General features: G+C 61.2%; 16 protein-coding genes. 4 read left to right on the top strand and 12 right to left on the bottom strand.

The window, feature by feature from the left end; all coding sequences use genetic code 11:
* Nucleotides 1–12: 12 nt before the first annotated feature.
* The 8 genes from pgaA to HX812_RS19940 form a co-directional block, all read right to left on the bottom strand.
* Complete coding sequence (gene pgaA / locus HX812_RS19975; RefSeq protein WP_038842439.1) at nt 13–2,493, bottom strand: poly-beta-1,6 N-acetyl-D-glucosamine export porin PgaA; 2,481 nt, start codon at nt 2,491–2,493, stop codon at nt 13–15.
* 300 nt (nt 2,494–2,793) lie between these two features.
* Nucleotides 2,794–4,290: a YdgA family protein gene (locus tag HX812_RS19970; RefSeq protein WP_038842436.1), complete on the bottom strand. Its 1,497-nt coding sequence runs from the start codon at nt 4,288–4,290 to the stop codon at nt 2,794–2,796.
* Between the two features lie 147 nt (nt 4,291–4,437).
* Nucleotides 4,438–5,070: a hypothetical protein gene (locus HX812_RS19965; protein ID WP_033900124.1), complete on the bottom strand. Its 633-nt coding sequence runs from the start codon at nt 5,068–5,070 to the stop codon at nt 4,438–4,440.
* Between the two features lie 81 nt (nt 5,071–5,151).
* Nucleotides 5,152–6,594: an efflux transporter outer membrane subunit gene (locus tag HX812_RS19960; RefSeq protein WP_038842433.1), complete on the bottom strand. Its 1,443-nt coding sequence runs from the start codon at nt 6,592–6,594 to the stop codon at nt 5,152–5,154.
* Nucleotides 6,591–7,481 carry an efflux RND transporter periplasmic adaptor subunit gene (locus HX812_RS19955; RefSeq protein WP_038842430.1) on the bottom strand — a complete coding sequence of 297 codons (891 nt, stop codon included), beginning with the start codon at nt 7,479–7,481 and terminating at the stop codon, nt 6,591–6,593. The genes HX812_RS19960 and HX812_RS19955 overlap by 4 nt, the downstream gene beginning before the upstream one ends.
* Nucleotides 7,478–7,687 carry a DUF1656 domain-containing protein gene (locus HX812_RS19950; protein ID WP_010214247.1) on the bottom strand — a complete coding sequence of 70 codons (210 nt, stop codon included), beginning with the start codon at nt 7,685–7,687 and terminating at the stop codon, nt 7,478–7,480. The genes HX812_RS19955 and HX812_RS19950 overlap by 4 nt, the downstream gene beginning before the upstream one ends.
* The gene (locus tag HX812_RS19945) at nt 7,684–9,762 is read right to left on the bottom strand and encodes an FUSC family protein (RefSeq protein WP_038842427.1); all 2,079 of its coding nucleotides are present in this window, start codon (nt 9,760–9,762) and stop codon (nt 7,684–7,686) included. The genes HX812_RS19950 and HX812_RS19945 overlap by 4 nt, the downstream gene beginning before the upstream one ends.
* A complete protein-coding gene (locus HX812_RS19940; RefSeq protein WP_033900120.1) occupies nt 9,759–10,169 on the bottom strand; it encodes a MarR family winged helix-turn-helix transcriptional regulator in 411 nt (136 codons plus the stop codon). Before HX812_RS19940 ends, HX812_RS19945 begins: the two co-directional genes overlap by 4 nt.
* 294 nt (nt 10,170–10,463) lie before the next feature.
* On the opposite strand from HX812_RS19940, the gene HX812_RS19935 reads away from it, so the two are divergent.
* Both HX812_RS19935 and HX812_RS19930 read left to right on the top strand, forming a co-directional pair.
* Nucleotides 10,464–10,742 carry a hypothetical protein gene (locus HX812_RS19935; RefSeq protein WP_033900182.1) on the top strand — a complete coding sequence of 93 codons (279 nt, stop codon included), beginning with the start codon at nt 10,464–10,466 and terminating at the stop codon, nt 10,740–10,742.
* Nucleotides 10,739–11,032, top strand: a complete 294-nt coding sequence (locus HX812_RS19930) for a type II toxin-antitoxin system RelE/ParE family toxin (protein WP_080642330.1) — start codon at nt 10,739–10,741, stop codon at nt 11,030–11,032. Before HX812_RS19935 ends, HX812_RS19930 begins: the two co-directional genes overlap by 4 nt.
* Before the next feature lie 4 nt (nt 11,033–11,036).
* Here HX812_RS19930 and HX812_RS19925 read toward each other — a convergent pair whose 3' ends face one another.
* The 3 genes from HX812_RS19925 to HX812_RS19915 all read right to left on the bottom strand — a co-directional run bounded on the left by HX812_RS19925 (nt 11,037) and on the right by HX812_RS19915 (nt 14,518).
* A complete protein-coding gene (locus tag HX812_RS19925) occupies nt 11,037–12,533 on the bottom strand; it encodes a Fic family protein (protein ID WP_038842424.1) in 1,497 nt (498 codons plus the stop codon).
* Between the two features lie 101 nt (nt 12,534–12,634).
* Nucleotides 12,635–12,880: a DUF2789 domain-containing protein gene (locus HX812_RS19920; RefSeq protein WP_038842421.1), complete on the bottom strand. Its 246-nt coding sequence runs from the start codon at nt 12,878–12,880 to the stop codon at nt 12,635–12,637.
* Between the two features lie 33 nt (nt 12,881–12,913).
* Nucleotides 12,914–14,518, bottom strand: a complete 1,605-nt coding sequence (locus HX812_RS19915) for a glycosyltransferase family 39 protein (RefSeq protein ID WP_038842419.1) — start codon at nt 14,516–14,518, stop codon at nt 12,914–12,916.
* Between the two features lie 168 nt (nt 14,519–14,686).
* Between HX812_RS19915 and HX812_RS19910 the strand changes: the two genes are divergently transcribed.
* Together HX812_RS19910 and HX812_RS19905 are read left to right on the top strand one after the other, a co-directional pair.
* A complete protein-coding gene (locus HX812_RS19910; RefSeq protein WP_038842416.1) occupies nt 14,687–16,855 on the top strand; it encodes a hypothetical protein in 2,169 nt (722 codons plus the stop codon).
* Nucleotides 16,852–17,556 carry a DUF3142 domain-containing protein gene (locus HX812_RS19905; RefSeq protein WP_038842414.1) on the top strand — a complete coding sequence of 235 codons (705 nt, stop codon included), beginning with the start codon at nt 16,852–16,854 and terminating at the stop codon, nt 17,554–17,556. Before HX812_RS19910 ends, HX812_RS19905 begins: the two co-directional genes overlap by 4 nt.
* Before the next feature lie 12 nt (nt 17,557–17,568).
* Here the strand turns inward: HX812_RS19905 and HX812_RS19900 are convergent, their stop codons facing one another.
* Entirely contained in the window at nt 17,569–18,132 is a 564-nt protein-coding gene (locus tag HX812_RS19900) for a hypothetical protein (RefSeq protein ID WP_152514682.1), read from the bottom strand.
* Between the last annotated feature and the right edge of the window lie 56 nt (nt 18,133–18,188).

The raw sequence follows: 18,188 nt of genomic DNA, 5'->3' as shown, positions 1-18,188 counted from the left end.
GGTCAGGCTCTTCTAGAAACGGTAAGTGAGGTCGACGAGCAGACGCAGATCGCGTTCGCGATCACCGTCGTAAGGTCGGCTGATCAGGCTCAGGTTGGCGCCGGCTTCCAGCACATCGTTCCAGCGATAGCGTTGGCCGTAGCCCACCAGACCAATGCCACCGGTGGAATAATCCTGCTGGCTATACGTACCCGCACCGACCTGGAACTGCTGACTCCACTGGGTCTCGTAGCGGTGATAGAGCACATGGTTGATATTGAGCACAGGCAACACGGTGAAGTCTGACTTCGGGTTGAAGTAGACCGTGTCTTCCTTGCTGTTGCGGCTGGCGCCGACTTCCAGGCCCAGGTCCACTTGCACTTTCGGCGAGCTGTAGAGGCCTTCGCGGCCGCTGAGCAACGCTTCGAAGCGGTCGTTGCCGTCACTGAAATGGGACGGGCTGAGGGTCAGTTTCCACTCGCGGCTTTCGTTGCCGCGCCAGCGGATGAAACCGCTGCCGCCGTTGGCCGTGATCCCGTCATTCAATGCCCGCAATGGCGTGGTGGACAGCAGGTAGCCGAGGCTTCCGCCGTACTGCCAGTTATCGTTGATGTCGCGGGCAATCGACACGGCGGCGCCTTGTTTGGAGCCATCGCCGTAGGAGTGGTTGGAGACCTCGGCTTCAATGGTCATGTCGCGGGTCCGGCGCTCTACGCCGACCACTTGCCAACGGTGATGGCCAGTGCCCTCTTCAAAGTCGGCAGTGGCATAGCCGGCACCGGCGAACACGCGCCAATCCTCATCGATGGGCGGCGTGTAGATGCGGCTTTCAATGCCCCAGTCGCGACTACCCGAGACGGCACCGGCATCGCCGTTGTTGCCGCCGCCGAAGCTTTTGCCGGTGTAGGCCTCGACCCGCAGCTCGGCCATGTCGTGTACATCGCGCAGGCGTTGCAAGCGCTGCACCTGGCGGTTGTCCGGGTTACGGGCCACCACGTCGTCGGTGAGGATGTCGAGTTGACGCCATTCCTGAAGGTCCAACGCCGTAAAGCCTTGGGACATCTCCAGACCGATGTCACGCGGACTTTGCGCTTCGGTTTCCTTGAGTGAACGCTCGGCGCGGCGTGGCCAGTCGCGGGCGCGATACATCTCGGCTTGCGCCAGGCGCAGACCGATGCTGCCTGGGGCCTTGCCGACCAGTTCTTCAAGCGCCTTCTCACTGGACGGCAGATCGGAACCATAGGTGCCGGCCTGGGCGGCCAATTGTTGGGCGTCCATCCATTCATCGTTAGGGTTGCCGATCGGCAGCCCCTTGAGTTCAACACGCGGTTTCTGGTTGTCGGCCAGGTTCTTGGCAACCGCCCGCGCTTCATCCACCTGGTCGTTTTCGAGCAAGGCGTAGAACAAAGCGGTGCTGTCTTCAACGCGGTCGCCCACGTCCGCGTCGGGCGCGCTCAGTGCTTGGCGATACAACGGCGCCGCCTTTTCCGGCAGGCGCTGGTCGAGGTAGGACGCAGCCACCCAACGCACTGCATAGGTGGGCAACTGCACACCTTCGGCCTGGAGGGTTTCGTATTCGCGGATCACCTCGGCGGTGCGTGCCCGAGCCTTGAGCGCACCCAGGCGGTCGATGCGCCAGCGCACCACGTCGTCTTTGGCCGTGGGGTCCGGGGTCCAGCGGGTGAGGAGCTGGTCATAACCCTGCAACGCGCGATCGGCGATGACATAGCGTTCTTTCTCGGTACGCGTGGCGAACTCGGCCATGCGCACGCGCTCGGCGGCCAGGTCACCTTCCAGGCGACGTTGGGTCACCGGATCGACAAGGCCGGGACGCTGGGCGGACAGGCGCAGTGCAGGCTCGGGCAGACGCGCCTTTTGCAAGGCAACGACGTATTCGCGGGCTACTTCCGGCTTGTCGCCTGCGCGGACAAACGCCTGGTCGAATTCGTGCAGCGCGTCGTACTGCAAGCCCGCGCGGGTCAGCGCATAGCCCAGGGCCATGCGTCGATTCGGATCATCCGGTTTGGCAGCCACCAGCGCGCGAGCGCGTTGCACCGCTTCGCTGGCCTTGCCGCCGTCAGCCTGGGTAAGGGCCAGGCCCAGTTGCAGGTCGACATTGTTCGGCTCACGCAACAGCGCCTTGCGATAGACCGCCTCGGCCTGTGCCCACTGCTTTTGGTTGCGATAAGTCCGCGCGACCGTGGCCAGCGCCTGGGCGGTCAGGTTGCGGTTCTGACCCTGTGCCTCGTACACCTTGAGCACCTCCGCATCCTGGCCGGCCCAACCGGCGATCACCAGGTGATCACTGATCTGGCCTGGCGTCTGGCGCTCGGCAGGCAATTGGCGCAGTTGAGTCAGGGCGGGGGTGAAGTTGCCGTTGCGCGCCTGGATGATCAGGGCGTCATAAGCCGGGTCGGCCATGGCAAAGGTGGGCATCAGCAACTGGCTGCACAAGGTTACCCCGATGAGCAGCCGTAACCGGCCTGAGGCACTGAGTGGGAGGTTTCGCAGCATATCGTGAGCTTCCTTACACACGGAAAGCTGTAACGATAGGTGGTCCTGAGCAATTTGCATCAGGGCGTCGGCGTCTCGTGACCCGACCTAGCTTTCCTGTATGAACTATCTCCGACGCGCCTATGAAAAAGGACAACTCATAACAATTGTTCAGAATTGCCCGGCAAATCTGAAATACCAATGGGGGAGCGGGCTTGCCTGCGATGAAGGGTGGCTAATCGACATGAACGTCGACCTTTTGACCCCTATCGCGGGCAACCCCGCTCCCCCATTAATTATTTCTGGGCGATGGCGAAACCGTTACTGCGCGCCGCTGACCGCACCGACCTTGGCCATCACAAAACCGATGAATTGCTCGACGGTCATTTTCTGGCCATTGAAGGTCACTTCATTGTTGGCATAGTGCAGCTTGGACACGACGTCGCTGCCGACCAGGGTTGCCAGTTGCGTACCCACGGCCATACCGCTGACCATCTCGCTGGCCATCTGGGATTGCTGCTCGATGGCTTTAGGATCGGTCACACCACCGACCTGCGCTTGCAGGGCGGCAACGTCAGCGATCATTGGCTTGGACAGGGTCAGATTGGCGTCCAGCAACGAGACCATTTGCTTGCCCAACTCAACCGGAGGCAGTTCCATGGAGGTTGGCTTGGCCAGGTCCAGCACCAGGTTGAATTTGCTTTCGCCGTGGGTGGTTTTCAGCGACAGGTTTTCCAGCGCCAGATGCGGCTTGGCAGCCAGCAACTGATTGACGTTGGCTTCTGCCAGGGTCTGCTCGGCTTCGGTCAGTTGCAGCTCAGGCACCGGTTGGCCGGCGGCGGCAGCGGCTTGCACCGGCTGCATCTTGTCCTGATACAGCTTGGTCAGCACCAGGCCAGACGGTACGTCGATGTTCTTCAAGCTCAGGGCCATGGCGGCAGAGCCCACGGGTTTGCCCTGGTAGCCAATCTCGTCGATCTTGTAGTCGACACGGCCGGACATGTTGTTGTCCGTGATTTCGCTGGTGTCTTTCTGCTCGAAGCCCTTGAGGGTCAGCACGGCTTTCTGCGGGCCGAAGGTGAGCTTGGTATCGCTCAGTTCTACGGTGTTCTGCCCGGTGTAGAAGCCGAAGGTGGATTTTTCCAGGTTGCTGGCCACGGTCAGGCCGGCGAGCTCGGCGTTGAATGGCGCGCCATTGGCATCGACTACGTCCAGCTTGAGGCTGTTCATGTAGCCATCCACCTTGACCTTCTTGCCTTCGGCGGTGCTGTCGAAATCCAGGTTCAGACCGGAGAAGCTTACCGAGGAAGTCTCGTCCTTGAACTCCAGCGGCAGCAATTCGAGGTTGCCGGTGACCGAACGGCTGTAGCCGATATTGGCCACGCCTTTGAGCGGCGACACGTCTTTGGCGGCGGCGAACCATTTTTCGGTGGTGGCGTTTTTTTCCAGCTCATAGTGACTGGTGGCCATGACCGGCAGCCACTTCAGCGACACCAGGCGCGAGAACGGCAACGGGCCGTGTTCGATATGGTCGACAAACAGCAGCTCGGGGTTCGGGTTCTGCTCGCCGAAGAACGAGCCCTGGCCCTTGAGGCGATAGTGCGCGGTGCTGCTGAACAGGCCACGGTCCAGGGACACCAGCTCCAGGGCAACGGTGCCGTCGACGCCGGCCATGGAACGTTGCAGTTCCTTGTTGGCGTCCTGCACCGCCGTTTGCAGCACCGGTTCCAGCTGCTTACCGGTGTACCAGGCACCGCCTGCACTGACGACGCCGACGGCGACAACGAAACCCAAAAGAACTACGGCTGGCTTATTCATGAAGTGACCTGATCAAATCCTGTGAGAAGTGGGCTGTCTTCCTTGAACCCCGAGGGGGATTGGCTCAAGCCCGCCGAAAACGGGGGAAGATTAGCACTGGCGGCCGCGAACGGCCCAGCTTTTCAGAGGGATCAGATCAGCACTAGTTCAGGAATACTCCAGCTCAATTTCATCCAACTGGTGGTCGAAACTCTTCAGGCGTGCCGTCCAGGTGTACACCAGCACCTCAAACTCGCGGTGTATCACGGCATTGCCGGGGGTGTCGGCCTTGGGGTCGCAGAAATCCAGTTGGTAGCGCTCGCGGGCCATTTGCGTGGCCACGTCGGACAATTCCCGCGCGTTATTCAGCCAGTGCCTACCGTCGGCGACTTGCTGATCGAGTGCCACGCACTGTTTCTTCAGGACTTCGAGGCTTTTTTCCAGGGGCGTGCCGGTCAGGTCGCCCATGACTTCCTGGAAGGTGCGACCCGGTTGCCAGTAGCTGCCCCAGAAGTAGCGGTCGAACACGGTCTCAACGCGGCGCAACGCGACCTTGGTGTCCCAGATCGCCACGCGGGTCTTGCCTTGTTCGAGGAGTTTTTTCTTCACCCGCTGGTTCTGGTAGGAGGCCCAGGCCACGACGCCGATGGACAGGGTGCCGATCACCAGGCAGGCGCTGTCGAGAAACACCATCGCCTTATCGAGTTGGTGAGCCAGCATGACGCCGTAGAAATAAGCAGCCGATAACAGCACCAGTGCGAAGAGCACGCACCAGAAAGCGGGAGCATAAGGGTTTTTCATTATTGGAATCCCCATGAGCAAACGCGAGCAGTGTCAGGCGAATCGTCACGGCGATCCGCCTGTCAAAGCATAGCTATTTGCTCAGGGTTTGCTGGCCGGCGCAGGTTGCGTTCGTCCGCTTTCCCAACCGCCGCCCAGGGCCAGGAACAGATCGATCTGGCTCATGGCAACCTGTGTGTTGGCGGCGGCCAGTTGGGCGCGCATGCTGGTGTGGGTGCCGGTGGCTTGCAGATCGGCCAGGAACGAAGCGCGGCCCGCCTGGTAGAAGCGGTGTGTTTGGTCGGCGGCTTCTTCCGACGAAGCTTCGGCTTCGGCCAGCGCATCGCGCCGTTGCAGCAACGCGGTGTATTGCGCCAGCCCGGTCTGGGTCTCACGAATGGCGTTGAGCACCACCCCATCGAAGTGCGCCAGGGCGCCCTGGGTCGCGGCTTCGGCTTCATGGATACGGGCTCGGGCGCCGTTGGTCGGCACCGTCCAACTGATCAGCGGGCCAAAGCCCCAGCGGTTGGTGGCGGGCTCGCCAAGGTTGTCGAGGATACCCACCGTACCGACCGTGGCGCCGATGCTGATGTCTGGGTACAACGCGCCGGTGGCCACGCCGATCCGCGCCGTAGCAGCGGCCAGTTGGCGCTCGGCCTGGCGCACATCGGGACGGCGCTTGAGCAAGGCGGCGCCATCCCCCACCGGCAACAATTGGGCGATATGCGGTAACTCGGCGCAACTGCTGGTGCCGGCGGGCAATTGGTCCACCGGTTTGGCCAGCAACATCGACAAGCGAAACAGCCCGGCCTGGCGCGCGGCGTCATAACGCGGCATATCGGCGCGCAAGGACTTGAATTGGGTTTGCGAACGGGTGACCTGGGTTTCGTCGCCACGGCCGGCGTCACGCAGGCGCTGGGTCAGGCGTGTGCCTTCGGCTTGCAGGTCGAGCGAATGCTGGGCGATAGCCTTTTCTTCGTTGGCGGCGCACACCTGGGTGTAGGAACGCACCACGTCGGCCACCAGGGTGATACGCGCGATATCCGCCGCAGCTTGCGCGGCGTCGGCACTGGCCTGGGCGCTTTCGATGCCGCGTTGCAAGGTGCCGAACAGGTCGAACTGATAGGAGGTGCTGATACCGACACTGCCGATATTGGCGACCGGCACCTTGTCCGCGAGCAAAAATGCCTCGCCCGATTCCTGCAGGCGTTGGGCCTCGGCCTTGGCACCAGCACTCCAGCCGCCAGCGGATTCGGCCTGCTGCACCTGGTACCGCGAGCGTTGCAGGTTGGCGGCGGCGACGCGCAGATCCGTGTTGGAGGCCATCGCCTGACGCACCAGCTCATCCAGGCGCGGGTCCTTGTACAACCGCCACCAATCCGCCGGCACCGGCGCCGACACCACGTTGTTGCCCTCACCCGCGATCGTCCCTTGCAGGTCGCCACGATTGACCGCGGCTTTATCCGGCAGCGAGTAATCCGGGCCCACCGCCTGGCAGGCCGACAGCAACACACCCAGCGCGGCGGTGGCCAACAGCTGCTTCATGGCTGGTCTCCGTCTTTGACCTTATCGCCGATGATCGAGACGGTGGCCGTACGCCCGGCGATCATGCGGAAGTCCGCCGGCACATCATCAAAGGCAATGCGCACCGGAATCCGCTGGGCCAGGCGTACCCAGCTGAACGCCGGGTTGACGTTGGGCAGCAGGTTGGAGCCGCTGCTGCGGTCGCGGTCTTCGATACCGGCAACGATGCTTTGCACATGGCCGCGCAGGCGGGCGTTGTCACCAATCACACGGATGTCCACCGCCATGCCGACGTGGATGCCGTCGAGCTTGGTCTCTTCGAAATAACCATCGATATGGAAGGAGTTGCTGTCCACCACCGACAACACCGGGCGCCCGGCGGTGACGAATTCCTGGGTACGCGGCGCCCGGTCGTTGACGTAACCGTCCACGGGGCTGCGGATCACGGAGCGGTCAAGGTTGAGCTGGGCGGAATCCACCGTCACTTGGGCTTCGGCCAGGGCCGATTGGGCACGGGCCACGCGGGACTGGCTTTCTTCCAGTTGCTCGCTGGGCACCAGGTTGCCGAGACCGCGGTTACGTTTGTACTCGCGCTGGGCCTGGGCCAGGGTTTCCTGGCGGTCGGCCACCGCGGCCTGGGCTTGGCGCAACGCCAGCTTGAAGCGGTCCTGGTCGACGGCAAAGAGCACTTGGCCCTTGGTCACCAACTGGTTGTCGCGTACGTCCACGCGCTGGATCAGCCCGGACACGTCCGGCGCGATCTGCACGATGTCGGCACGAATGTGGCCGTCACGGGTCCACGGGGCAAACATGTAGTACATGACCATGCGCCACACCACGACGACCGCAAACGTCACGATCAACAGCGTGAGGACTACACGGCCGATGGTCAAAAAAGGTTTTTTCATGTCATCAGGTATCGACTGAGTGAGTCCACCGCGCCCAGCAACAGCGCGTAGAGCCCCACATTGAATAATGCCCGGTGCCAGACCAGGCGATAGAAGTGGAGACGGGTCAACAACCCGTGCACCACCAGGAACAGCACGTACGTAATGCCCATCAGCACCAGCAGCGTGGGCAGGAACACCCCGCTGATATCCAGATCACCGATCATAAAGGCGCTCCATCAGGTAGCGGCGCTTCCATCTCGGTGCCGCCAATAAATTCCACGCCCGGCAGCAGCGACAGGCGCAAGCCCGCCAGCGCATGCAGCAGATGCAGGCGGGTGTCGTCTTCGTCTTGCAGGCCCTGACCGTTGAGGGCGCGGCGCGTGCGGTCCAGGGTCATCAGCAGACCGCTCGGCGCGGGCAAGCGTTCACCGGCCTTGAGGCACGCTTTGAAGTAACCGCCTACACCTTCGACGACTTGGTTGAGCAGCACCCGTGGCACGCCGAGGATGCGCGGCGAGTACGCCAGCAGGTCGAGCAGGTTCAGCGCCACGCGCAAATCGCGCAGGGCGGTACCGGTGTCCTGATTGATCAAGGCCAGGCGCGGCAGGTGCTGCATCAGGCGGTCGAGCATCTGCGCGGCCATGTGCCGGTGTTCGGCCAGGGTCGCGGGCTCGGTGAGGCTGACGATGTCGCGCCAGCTGAAACGCGTCAGGCGCTTGGCCGCGAGTTCTGCGCCGAAGGGCCGCGCGATCAGCGTCCACACAAAGGCAAACAGCAGGCCCACCGGCCCCGCCAGGTTGACGTTGGCGAAGTTGAGGAAGTCGGCGTCATAGGCGCCCTGGATGCTGATGAACGACGAGGTGTTCACCAGCGTCAGCAACATACCCAGGTAAAAACGCGGCTGCACGGTGAGCGTGCCAATGCAGATAAACGGCACGGCGAACGCCAGCACCAGCATCGGGAAATCATGCAGGTTGGGCAGCACCAAAAACAGGTAGAGACTGGCGAACAGCACCGACATGGCGGTCCAGAAAAAGAACCGGTAGATCTGCGGCGCCGGGTCGTCCATCGAGGCAAAGAAACTGCAGGCGACGGCGGCCAGGATCACCGCGCTGCCGCCGTCGGTCCAACCGAGCAGGATCCACAGCACCGAGGCAACGATGATCGCGGTGACCGTCGAAAAGGCCGAGTAGAACATCAGGCCACGGTCGAGGAACGGCGTGAGCCGGCCCAGGCGCCAATGGCGGTAGACGGCGCGCCAGGTGTCCTGGCTTTCGCACTGGATGGCGGCTTGCAGGCTGCGGCAGTCTTGCCACAGGTCGATCCACTCTGCGAGGCGGTAGAGCGCGTTGGAGAACAGCAGCGTGTGCCGGTCGTCCAGCGCTTCGCCCTGGGGTTGAGCGGCGTCGACCTTGTCGCGCAGCACGCGCCAGCGTTCCAGGGGCGCTTGCTCGGTGGTGCTTTCCAGCCAGGCGTTGGCCTCTTCCAACAAAGGCTTGAGCTGATCAAGAAACTCCGGTGCGCGATGCTCGATGGCGTACACGGCATCATCCAGCGCATCGATGACCGGCAACAGGTGAATCATGCGCCCGCGCAGTTCCTTGGTGTTGCGCACCGTCTGCGGCCGCGCGCCTTCATGGGGCAACTGGCCGATCATCAATTCAAGGGTGTTGAAAGTGGCCACCATGCCGCCGCGCAGGGTGCTGATTTCTTCAGGCTCAACGTTGCGCGTCAGAAAGCGTTGGCTATAGACCTGAGCGTCGGCAAACCACTTGGCCACCGAGCCATCGAACACCGGCATCAGGCGGCGCGGCCAGAACATCGCGCCGACCACCGCTGCCACTGCGATACCCAGGAAAATTTCTTCGGTGCGCGCCTCGGCCACATCCCACACCGCCAGCGGATTATCCACCACCGGCAAGGCGATCAGCGGCAAGGTGTACCCGGCCAGCATCAGCGCGTAGTTGTTGGCGGTGCGCAGGTGCATGGACAGAAACAACAGCGTGCCCGTCCACAAGGCAATCACCACCACCAGCATGTAAGGTGACTGTACAAACATCGGCACAAAAATCACCGCCGCCGCCGCGCCCATGAACGTGCCGATGGCGCGGTACAACGCCTTGGAACTGGTAGGGCCGACAAACGGGCTGGAAACGATATACACCGTGGCCATCGCCCAGTACGGACGCGGCATTTGCATGAGCATGGCGATGTACAACGCGATCATCGAGGCCGCAAAGGTACGCACCCCGTAGAACCAATCACGGGCGGGCGGGAAACCGGTAAAAAATCCGTTCAAAGCGAGGCCGCCTCGAAGGCGCGCAGCACACGCAGCGCGGCTTCCATATCGCTGTGGGGAATATCGGCCAGCACTTCCTTACGCAGGCGCACCAGTTGCACTTCCACCGCTTGCACCAGCTCGCGGCCGCGCTCGGTCAGGCTCAACGCCTTGGCGCGACGGTCATGCACGTCTTCGGTGCGGCACACATAACCGTCGGTGCACAGGCGGTCGAGCAAGCGCACCAGCGACGGGCTTTCCATTCCCGACGCCTGGGCGACCTTGACCTGATGCACACCATCGCCCAAGCGGCCGATCATCAACAACGGCACGGCGCAGGCTTCGGAGATGCCATAGCTCACCAGCGTGGTCTGGCAGATTTTGCGCCAGTTACGGGCACCCACCACCATGCTGCTGCTGAGGTTCATCTGGAGTTGTTCGAGGGATTGAGGCACTGGATAGTTCGCATACAGTTAGTTTGCTAACTATCAATATGGTGGATGGATCCAAATGCGTCAAGTTTTGAAACAATTTAGCGGATGGGTGGTGGGGGGTTGAGGTAAGTAAAGCGGGTTTGGGCGCGGGTGCAGGATTTTGATGAGAAGCGACGAGGGTGCAATCGGCCGAAATGTTCTAAACCGTTAGTCGCCTCCTGCCTGACCTCACTTCTATTGGTAATTACGATGTATATACTTTGTACATACCATTTCGAGGCCTCAACTGTGACCAAATTAGCCGTCTTCACTATGAAACTGGAATCAGAGTTGCGCGACCAATTCATGGCAGAGTGCGAAGCCTCGCATCGCCCGGCGTCGCAAATCGTGCGCGAAATGATGCGTCAGTTTGTGCAGTCTCAACAGGAGACACGGGAATATGACGAATTCTTACAACGCAAAGTAGATGCCTCGCGCGCGTCCATTCGGGCAGGCCGAGAGATTTCCAACGAAGACCTGGAGGCCGAATTTGCAGCGAGGCGCGCTCAAGTAGATAACCTGGAGTGAGGGTTACCTGGACGCCCGAGGCCGGGCAGGATCGTCGAGAAATCTGGGATTTTCTATTCGATAAAAACCCGCAGGCCGCTGCCGACATGGACCGGCGTTTTAGCATCGCAGCAGCTGGCTTGGCCCAAAACCCGGAAATTGGCCCCTCAGGTCGAATCTCTGGAACGCGCGAGGTCATTCCCCATCCGAGTTACCGGCTCGTTTATCAACTTGAGCCAAACGTGGTGAGGATTGTGGCTCTGGTGCATACCGCTCGCCAGTGGCCTCCAGAAAGTGGCGTACCCCATTGATGCCTCAAGCGAACGGAGGCTGAGCACTTTCATCCTCGTTTACCCGTCCCGCCTCCTCCTCGATAAACTCAAACACCTCCTCCGCCACGCTGTACTGAAACTGCTTGCGCCGATGCTTCGAAACCTTGCCCTCGTTATCCAGGCACATCATCACCAGCTTCGACAGATCACTGCCGCGCACGTCATAACGCTGGTTCACGGCCTTGATCACGCGGTCGTAGCGGTCGAGGAATTCGGTTTCTTCACGCAGTTCCACCTCTAATGCGCGTCGAGCCATTTGCAGGGTGAATTCGACACAGCGGGTGGCGTCCCAGTAGCGGTAAATCGACGGGTGGCCGATGAACTCGAAGGCCATTTCATCGCCATCCAGCCAAGTCACGCTCCAGAATTCCCGCCTGGGTTGGGAGAACGACTTGAGCGCCTCCAGATAGGCCGCCTCTTCGTGCTTCATCGCAACGGAAACAGGCAACAACAGCCCGTTCTCCAGCGCGCCGTAGTGGCAGAGTGTTTGGTGGATCAGGAAGCGAGACAGGCGCCCATTACCGTCCATGAACGGATGCAGGAACACAAAGCCGAAAGCAGTGACGGCAGCCGCCACCAATGGATCAACCTCTCTCACAGGCTGGTTGGCGAACGCCATCAATTCTTCCATCAGGTCCTGACAGAGCGCCGCAGCAGGTGGTACATAGCTGACACCCGCTGCACCACGCAGGCCGTTGTGCAGGTGGTTTTGTTCATGGCGGAATGCGACGGCTTTGTCGAACGGGTTGGAGACGGTGCTGTTTTGCAGCTCGACCAAGTAGTCCTCTGTAAGCAGCCGCCCTTCGTGAGCCTGGCGTAAAAGCTGGACAAAGCGTCGGGATTTTTCTTCACTGGGTTGTTCTTTTTCGATAGCAAATGAATCGCGAGTTTCGTGGAGATAGGCCCACTGGATCGCGCGGTCCATCATTTCTGGAGGCAGGGTTGCCATGAAAGATCTGGCGTGACCCAACACATCAAGGGCCAACAACGTCTCCAACTCAGGCGTTCTCTCCACCGTCGCGCAGTAATGCAGAGAGCCCAGGCCATTAAAATCAATTCGCCAACGACTGTTGCGGATGCTTGGGCCAGTCACATAGCGCTCGGGATCAAACAAGGCAACAACACGCCCCCGAACAGGTAGTGCGTAATCAAGCGCTCGCCCGGTAAATCCTTCCCACAAATAGCAGGCTTTACGGATAAAGGCGCCATGGGGGGATTCCGCCAAACCGGCCAAAAATGGCTCCGGACCAAGACGTTCAAAAACCTGGGCAAGTATGGCGAGATTCACACCCTCATGCTTGAGTGCGAACAGCACGTGCTCAAACAGGGCATGTTGCGCAGGTGCGACGGCATGCGGAACCGCCAGGCAGTTGCCGATCAGGGTGATTCTGGTCACGGGTTTAATCATCGCGACGCGGCGAGGCGGGATGACCTTTAAATCCAGCGATTCGCAGAGATGGGCATATCCGACTGTCGCCAAGGTGAGCTTCCCCAGAAAAAATTCACTTGAGTGATTAAAGCCCAGTTTTTTTTACCTCTCACCATTTTTTTTTACATTATCGTGTTTCAGCAAAGTTTTTTTTACACCCCTCGCCCACCCCGCAACATCAAATTCAGCTCATCCACCACCTCAGCCCAATCCGCATCCTCCAGAATCTCCTCGCGCAAAAACGCCTTCTGGCTGTCCGTCCAGAAAAACGCATCCGCCAGTTTCAGCTCCGGCTTGAGCGGCGAGTGAACCGCCGCAAACTTCTCGATACTCACCGGGTCATCCGGCAAACCCAGCTGTTTGAACAATGACGGCAAGCTATGCACGGGCGATTCCATGGCGGGCTCCTGATAGAAAAGTATCAACCCAGTCTAGCGGCAGCCCTCGGGTTGTGCCGACGGTACGTTGCACAGCACGAACAACCGCGCACGCGCGCCGCCGCCATCCTGGCGACTGAGTTCGCGCCAGCCTTCGGGCAGCGGGGCGAAATCGTCGGGGGCTTCGTTGCTGCTGATCAGCCACACGCGACGGGTCTCGGCGGGGAGTGCCGACAGGTGGTCGAGGTAGATGCGCCCGCCGTCCTGGTCCACCAACGTGCCAAAGCCGTAGGCATTCGGCCGGGTGGGCGTGCCGTCGGGTTTGGGCGGTGTGTAGAGCTGCAACTGGGCGTCGGTTTGGTCGTAATACACGTAGCTGAGGTACCACATCATGTCGCTGAGGACGATGCGATCGTCTTCCTGGTAATTGCGGTTGACGAACTCCACCGGCACGTTGAATTGGTCGTGCTCATCCACGGTGAAATTGTTTTTCAACCCCACCAGTTCCACGCCGACAAACAGCACGAACAGCGCCGCCCCCAGCAATGAAAACCGCGATGGCAGACGATCGATGGCTATCGCCAGCAGGATCGGCAAACCCAGGGCATACACCGTCAGGTAACGTTCGATAAACACCGGGGAAATAAATGACACCCCGTAGACCAACAGCAGTGGCAACAGGAAAAACAGCGCCAACAGGCTGGCCGGCCGATAACGCTCACGGTCACACCAAGCGGTGGCAACGACGACAGCCACCAGCAGCAACGGGAACAGCCAGAACAGCGGCGACCAGAAACCGACACCTTCATCTTGAAGCACAAACTGCCAGATCATCGACGGCAGGGAGAACAGGCTGACCGGCTCTTCCCAGCCAATATCACCGCCCACCTTGAGCTGTTCGACATGCTGCACCAGGTCCAGCAGGTTCGGCAGCCACGGCAGGTACAGCAACACTATCGTGGCGTTGGCCACCCACCAGGCCGGGCGCGTGATCAGGGGCTGGTCACGCGGCATCGTGCCAGCCAGCACACTCAGATAGGCCCAGTGCACCAACACGCACAGTGCAGTGAAGTAATGGGTGTAGAAACCGGCACTCATCAACACCGCGTAGGCTGCCAGATACCGAGTGCGCTCGGGTTGGCGCACCCAGTACACCAGCGCCAACGTGGCGCCCAGCAGCCACACGCCCAGCAGCGAATACATGCGCACTTCCTGGCTGTAGCGCACCGCCGTCGGCAACAGCGCCAGCAGGATCCCCGCCAGCACCGCCGCACGGCGGGTGGACAGTTGCCGCGTGAGCCAAACGCCCAGGCCCACGGCGATGACACCGGGAATGGCACTCATGCCGCGAATCGACCAGATGCTGTCGCCGAACAGTTCGATCCAGCCGCGCAGCAGGAAGAAATACAGCGGCGGGTGCACGTCGTGCGCCGCGTGGAACCACAGGTCGCCCAAGGCATATTCGCTGAGCAGCAGGCTAGAGCCCTCGTCGCCCCAAATCGCCGCCGACGTCAGGTTGTAAAACCGCAGGGCCATGGCCAGCGCCAGGATCGGCACCCACCAGAGACGACTGATCCAGCCGGCACCTTCCCAACTGAGGCGACTGAGTGCGGGTAACGTCCCGACCTTTTCGTTTTGCTCTACCACAGACCGACGCACCTCGATTCCCCTGATTGCCCAAGCGCAAACATCGCCACTCTAGGACAAAAGATCCAGGCTGGCTGCTGGAATCAGACAAATCAGCAATTTGTGCAGGGCTTCTCCGAAGCAACCGTAGGAACACGCTATTATTGCCCCCCTCCAAGGACTCAGGATCAAGGACACGTCATGCGCATCGGTTTTCTGTCACCTCTGGCACTGGCACTGCTTGCCGGCATTACCCAACAGGCCCAGGCCAGCTCTGACGACTCGTGTTACCCCGATTGGCGCGTCTCGCGTGACAGCCTCGATTCCTGCAGCAACCTGCCCTTCCTGAGCCCCGGCAACGACAGTCGCGTCAACCTGCGCCTGCTGCTGGCGGACAAAAAGGCCGAACCGCTCACGCCCAACGCCCTGAGCGAAGATGATCTGTCCCAGGGCTTTGGCCTGGTGCCCTTCCCGGTCTATCGCCTGGCGCCTATTCCCGCGACAAACGATGAGCCCGACAACAAGCCGGACGACTCGCGCACCGCCGAACTCGACACGCTGCTCAAGCCCCTGGGCATTCAGCGCGACGAGTACGAGAGCGCAGGCGAAGCGTTCCTGACTGGCGAGGGCAGCCGTTGCCGCAGCAACGATGATGACAGCGCCACGGCCTTTATCAGCCAGGTGATCAAGGCCGACATGCCGGCAGCCGAGCGTGAGTTGCTGGTAAAGGCGCGCTTGCAACTGCTCAAGGCCTGTTCGTGGGAAGGCCAGGTGGTGGACGCCCAGCAGATCCAGTCCCACGACGGCCAACTGTTCCGTACCTACCTGCAAGCCGCCGCCGACTTCTACAGCGGTCGCTTCGGTGACGCCGAACGAGGTTTTGCCGCCGCCAGCATGAGCCAGGTGCCTTGGCTGAAGGAAACCGCGCTGTACATGACCGCACGTACCTCCTTGAACCAGGCGCAGGCTGAAGCCTTTGACGAGTACGGCATGCCGCAGCTTGAGCATGTGGATAAGTCCGCCCTGAGTGATGCCGAAGAAGGCTTCCTCGGTTACCTGAAAACTTATCCACAGGGCGATTACCTGGCCTCCGCCCGTGGCCTGTTGCGTCGCGTCTATTGGTTGGCCGGTGACAACACCAAACTCGCCGAGGCCTTCGGCTGGGCGATGACCGAAGCGACTGACGCGCAGCGCAATGTGTCGGTGGATGATCTGGTGGAGGAAGCCGACCTCAAGCTGTTGATGGTCAATAGCGAAACCGTCAGCACGCCGATGATCCAGTTTGTCAGTGACCTGATGGTGATGCGCGGTGGCAACCAGCCCGCCCTCTCTCGCGCCGACCTGGAAAAGCAGAAAGCGGCGTTCGCCGGCGCGCCGCAGCTGTATGACTACTTGCTCGCGGTGTCTGCGCTGTATACCGAGCATCAGCCGGATGCCGCGCTGAAACAATTGCCCCAGAGCGTTCCGTCGAGCCTGAATTACTTCGCCTTCAGCCAGCAGACCCTGCGCGCCCTGGCCCTGGAAGCCAAGCAAGACTGGAAAGGCGCCGAAGCGCTCTGGCTGCAACTGCTACCACTGGCGAAACTGCCGTTGCAACGCGACCAGCTTGAGCTGGCGTTGGCCATGAATTACGAGCGCAGCGGCCAGTTGGCCAAGGTGTTTGCCAGCGATTCACCGATCAGCGCCAAGCCGGTGCGCTACATCCTGCTGCGCAACGTCGCCGGTCCTGAATTGCTGCGCCAGCAGATCGCCGGGGCCAGCGACCCGCTGGAGCGCCAGACCGCGCAATTCGTGTTGCTCTACAAAGACCTGCTGCGTGGCCAGTACGCCACGTTCGCCGACGACCTCAAGCAACTGCCAGCCTCCGCCCCGGAAGACAAACTGGGCACCAGCCTGGGCTACGTCTACAGCGCCAGCCAGACCTTGAAACTGTTCCAGTGGAACGGCGACAAAGCCGAGTCCGGCTACGCCTGCCCGAGCATCACGCAAATCGCCGCGACCTTGCAGGCCGATGCCAAGAACCCACAGGGCCTGAACTGCCTGGGTGAGTTCATCCTGCGCAATGGCCTGGACGGCATGCCGCTGGAGCAGGCACGCGCCGCCGGCAGCCTGGGCAGCAGTGCATCGGACTTCAAGGGTGAAACCTTCTCGCGCCTGGATGGCTACAAACAGGTGATCGGCAACGCCAAGGCGCCGAAAAATGACAAGGCCTACGCACTGTTCCGCGCCATCAATTGCTACGGGCCTTCGGGCTACAACAGTTGCGGCGGCGTCGACGTGGAGCCGGCTGTGCGCAAAGCCTGGTTCCGCCAGCTGAAAACCAGCTACGCCGACACCCAGTGGGGCAAATCGCTGCAGTACTACTGGTGAGGCACCTGTGGCTCGGCTTGCTGTTGCTGGCGAGTCCGGCCTTCGGCGCCGTCGACGCCCGCGACTATGACGCTTTCTGGCTGTGGAGCGGCATCACCCCACAGCCGGTGCTCAAGCAGGCGAAAACCCTGTACATCCTCCAGGCCCAGATCAACTCCACGCGCCGCGCGCCAGGGCGCGGCGTGCAGATGATCGCCCAAGGCATCAGCGTGCCGCGCCTGACCCAGGGCGATATCTGGATTGTCTATCGCGCCCACACCCTGCACTGGCCCGAACAGGTCTACACCCAACTGCTTGGCCAGGTACAACGCTGGCGCGATGCAGGTAATCCGGTGGTCGGCATTCAGATCGACTTCGACGCCCGCACCCAGTACCTGCACGAATACGCCGACTTCCTGCGCGACCTGCGCCAGCGCCTGCCCGCTGACCTGCGACTGAGCATCACCGGCCTGATGGACTGGAGCAGCAATGCCGACCCCACCGCCATCGCCCAGCTCAAGGGCATGGTGGATGAAGTGGTGGTGCAGACGTACCAGGGGCGCCACAGCATCCCGGATTACGCGGCGTATTTGCCACGGATGAATCGGTTGGGGTTGCCGTTCAAGATCGGCTTGATTCAAGGCGGGACGTGGGAGGAACCGAAGTATTTGCAAACGAGCGAGTGGTTTCGAGGGTATGTGGTGTTTTTGCAAAACCCTTGAAACGCCGTTCTCTTATCCGGCGCCCCAGACTGTCACAAGCAACCCCCATCCCAGTAGCCCGACACCTACTCCCAGCCATTCGGCGCGCGTCAGGCGTGCGTTTCCCTCTCCCTCGGGATCCTGCTCCAAGTGATTGATCGCGCACTGCAGCTGCAACGCCAACGCCACCTGCAACACGGCGATGCATGCAACGACAGCCAGTACGACAAACGGTGACAACAGCCACAGCACGGTGAACGGCAAGCACCCTCCCAGAAAGATCGCCGCCGCCAGGCAGCGAGGCCACCAGTAAAAGGCCGACTCGCCCTGCTCCAGTTCTCGCATCACGCTGAGGATCAGCGAACAGAAGTAGCACGCCGGAAACATCACCCGAACCCAGGGCCACAGCGTCTTGCCGCTGGCTTGCTGATACAGCGTCCATTGCTGGTAGAGCCAGTAGGCAAAGTAGCCGCCCAGGGTCAGCAGCGCCAAGACGAGGAGTTTGCGCGGGGCGACCACCAGGAATACCGGTTCGCGAACCGGCATCCAGCTCAGGCGGGAACGTGGTGTGGCATAGGGATCTTCAGCGACAGACATAGGCCGTATCTCGCGAGGGTGGCCAGCCAAAAGCTAACGCTCGCGAGACGTTTAAA

The sequence above is a fragment of the Pseudomonas sp. IPO3749 genome (genome assembly GCF_013386605.1).
Classification (GTDB): domain Bacteria; phylum Pseudomonadota; class Gammaproteobacteria; order Pseudomonadales; family Pseudomonadaceae; genus Aquipseudomonas; species Aquipseudomonas azotoformans_A.
The sequence above is the reverse complement of the archived record's forward strand: the minus strand, read 5'-3'. Positions and strand labels throughout refer to the sequence as shown.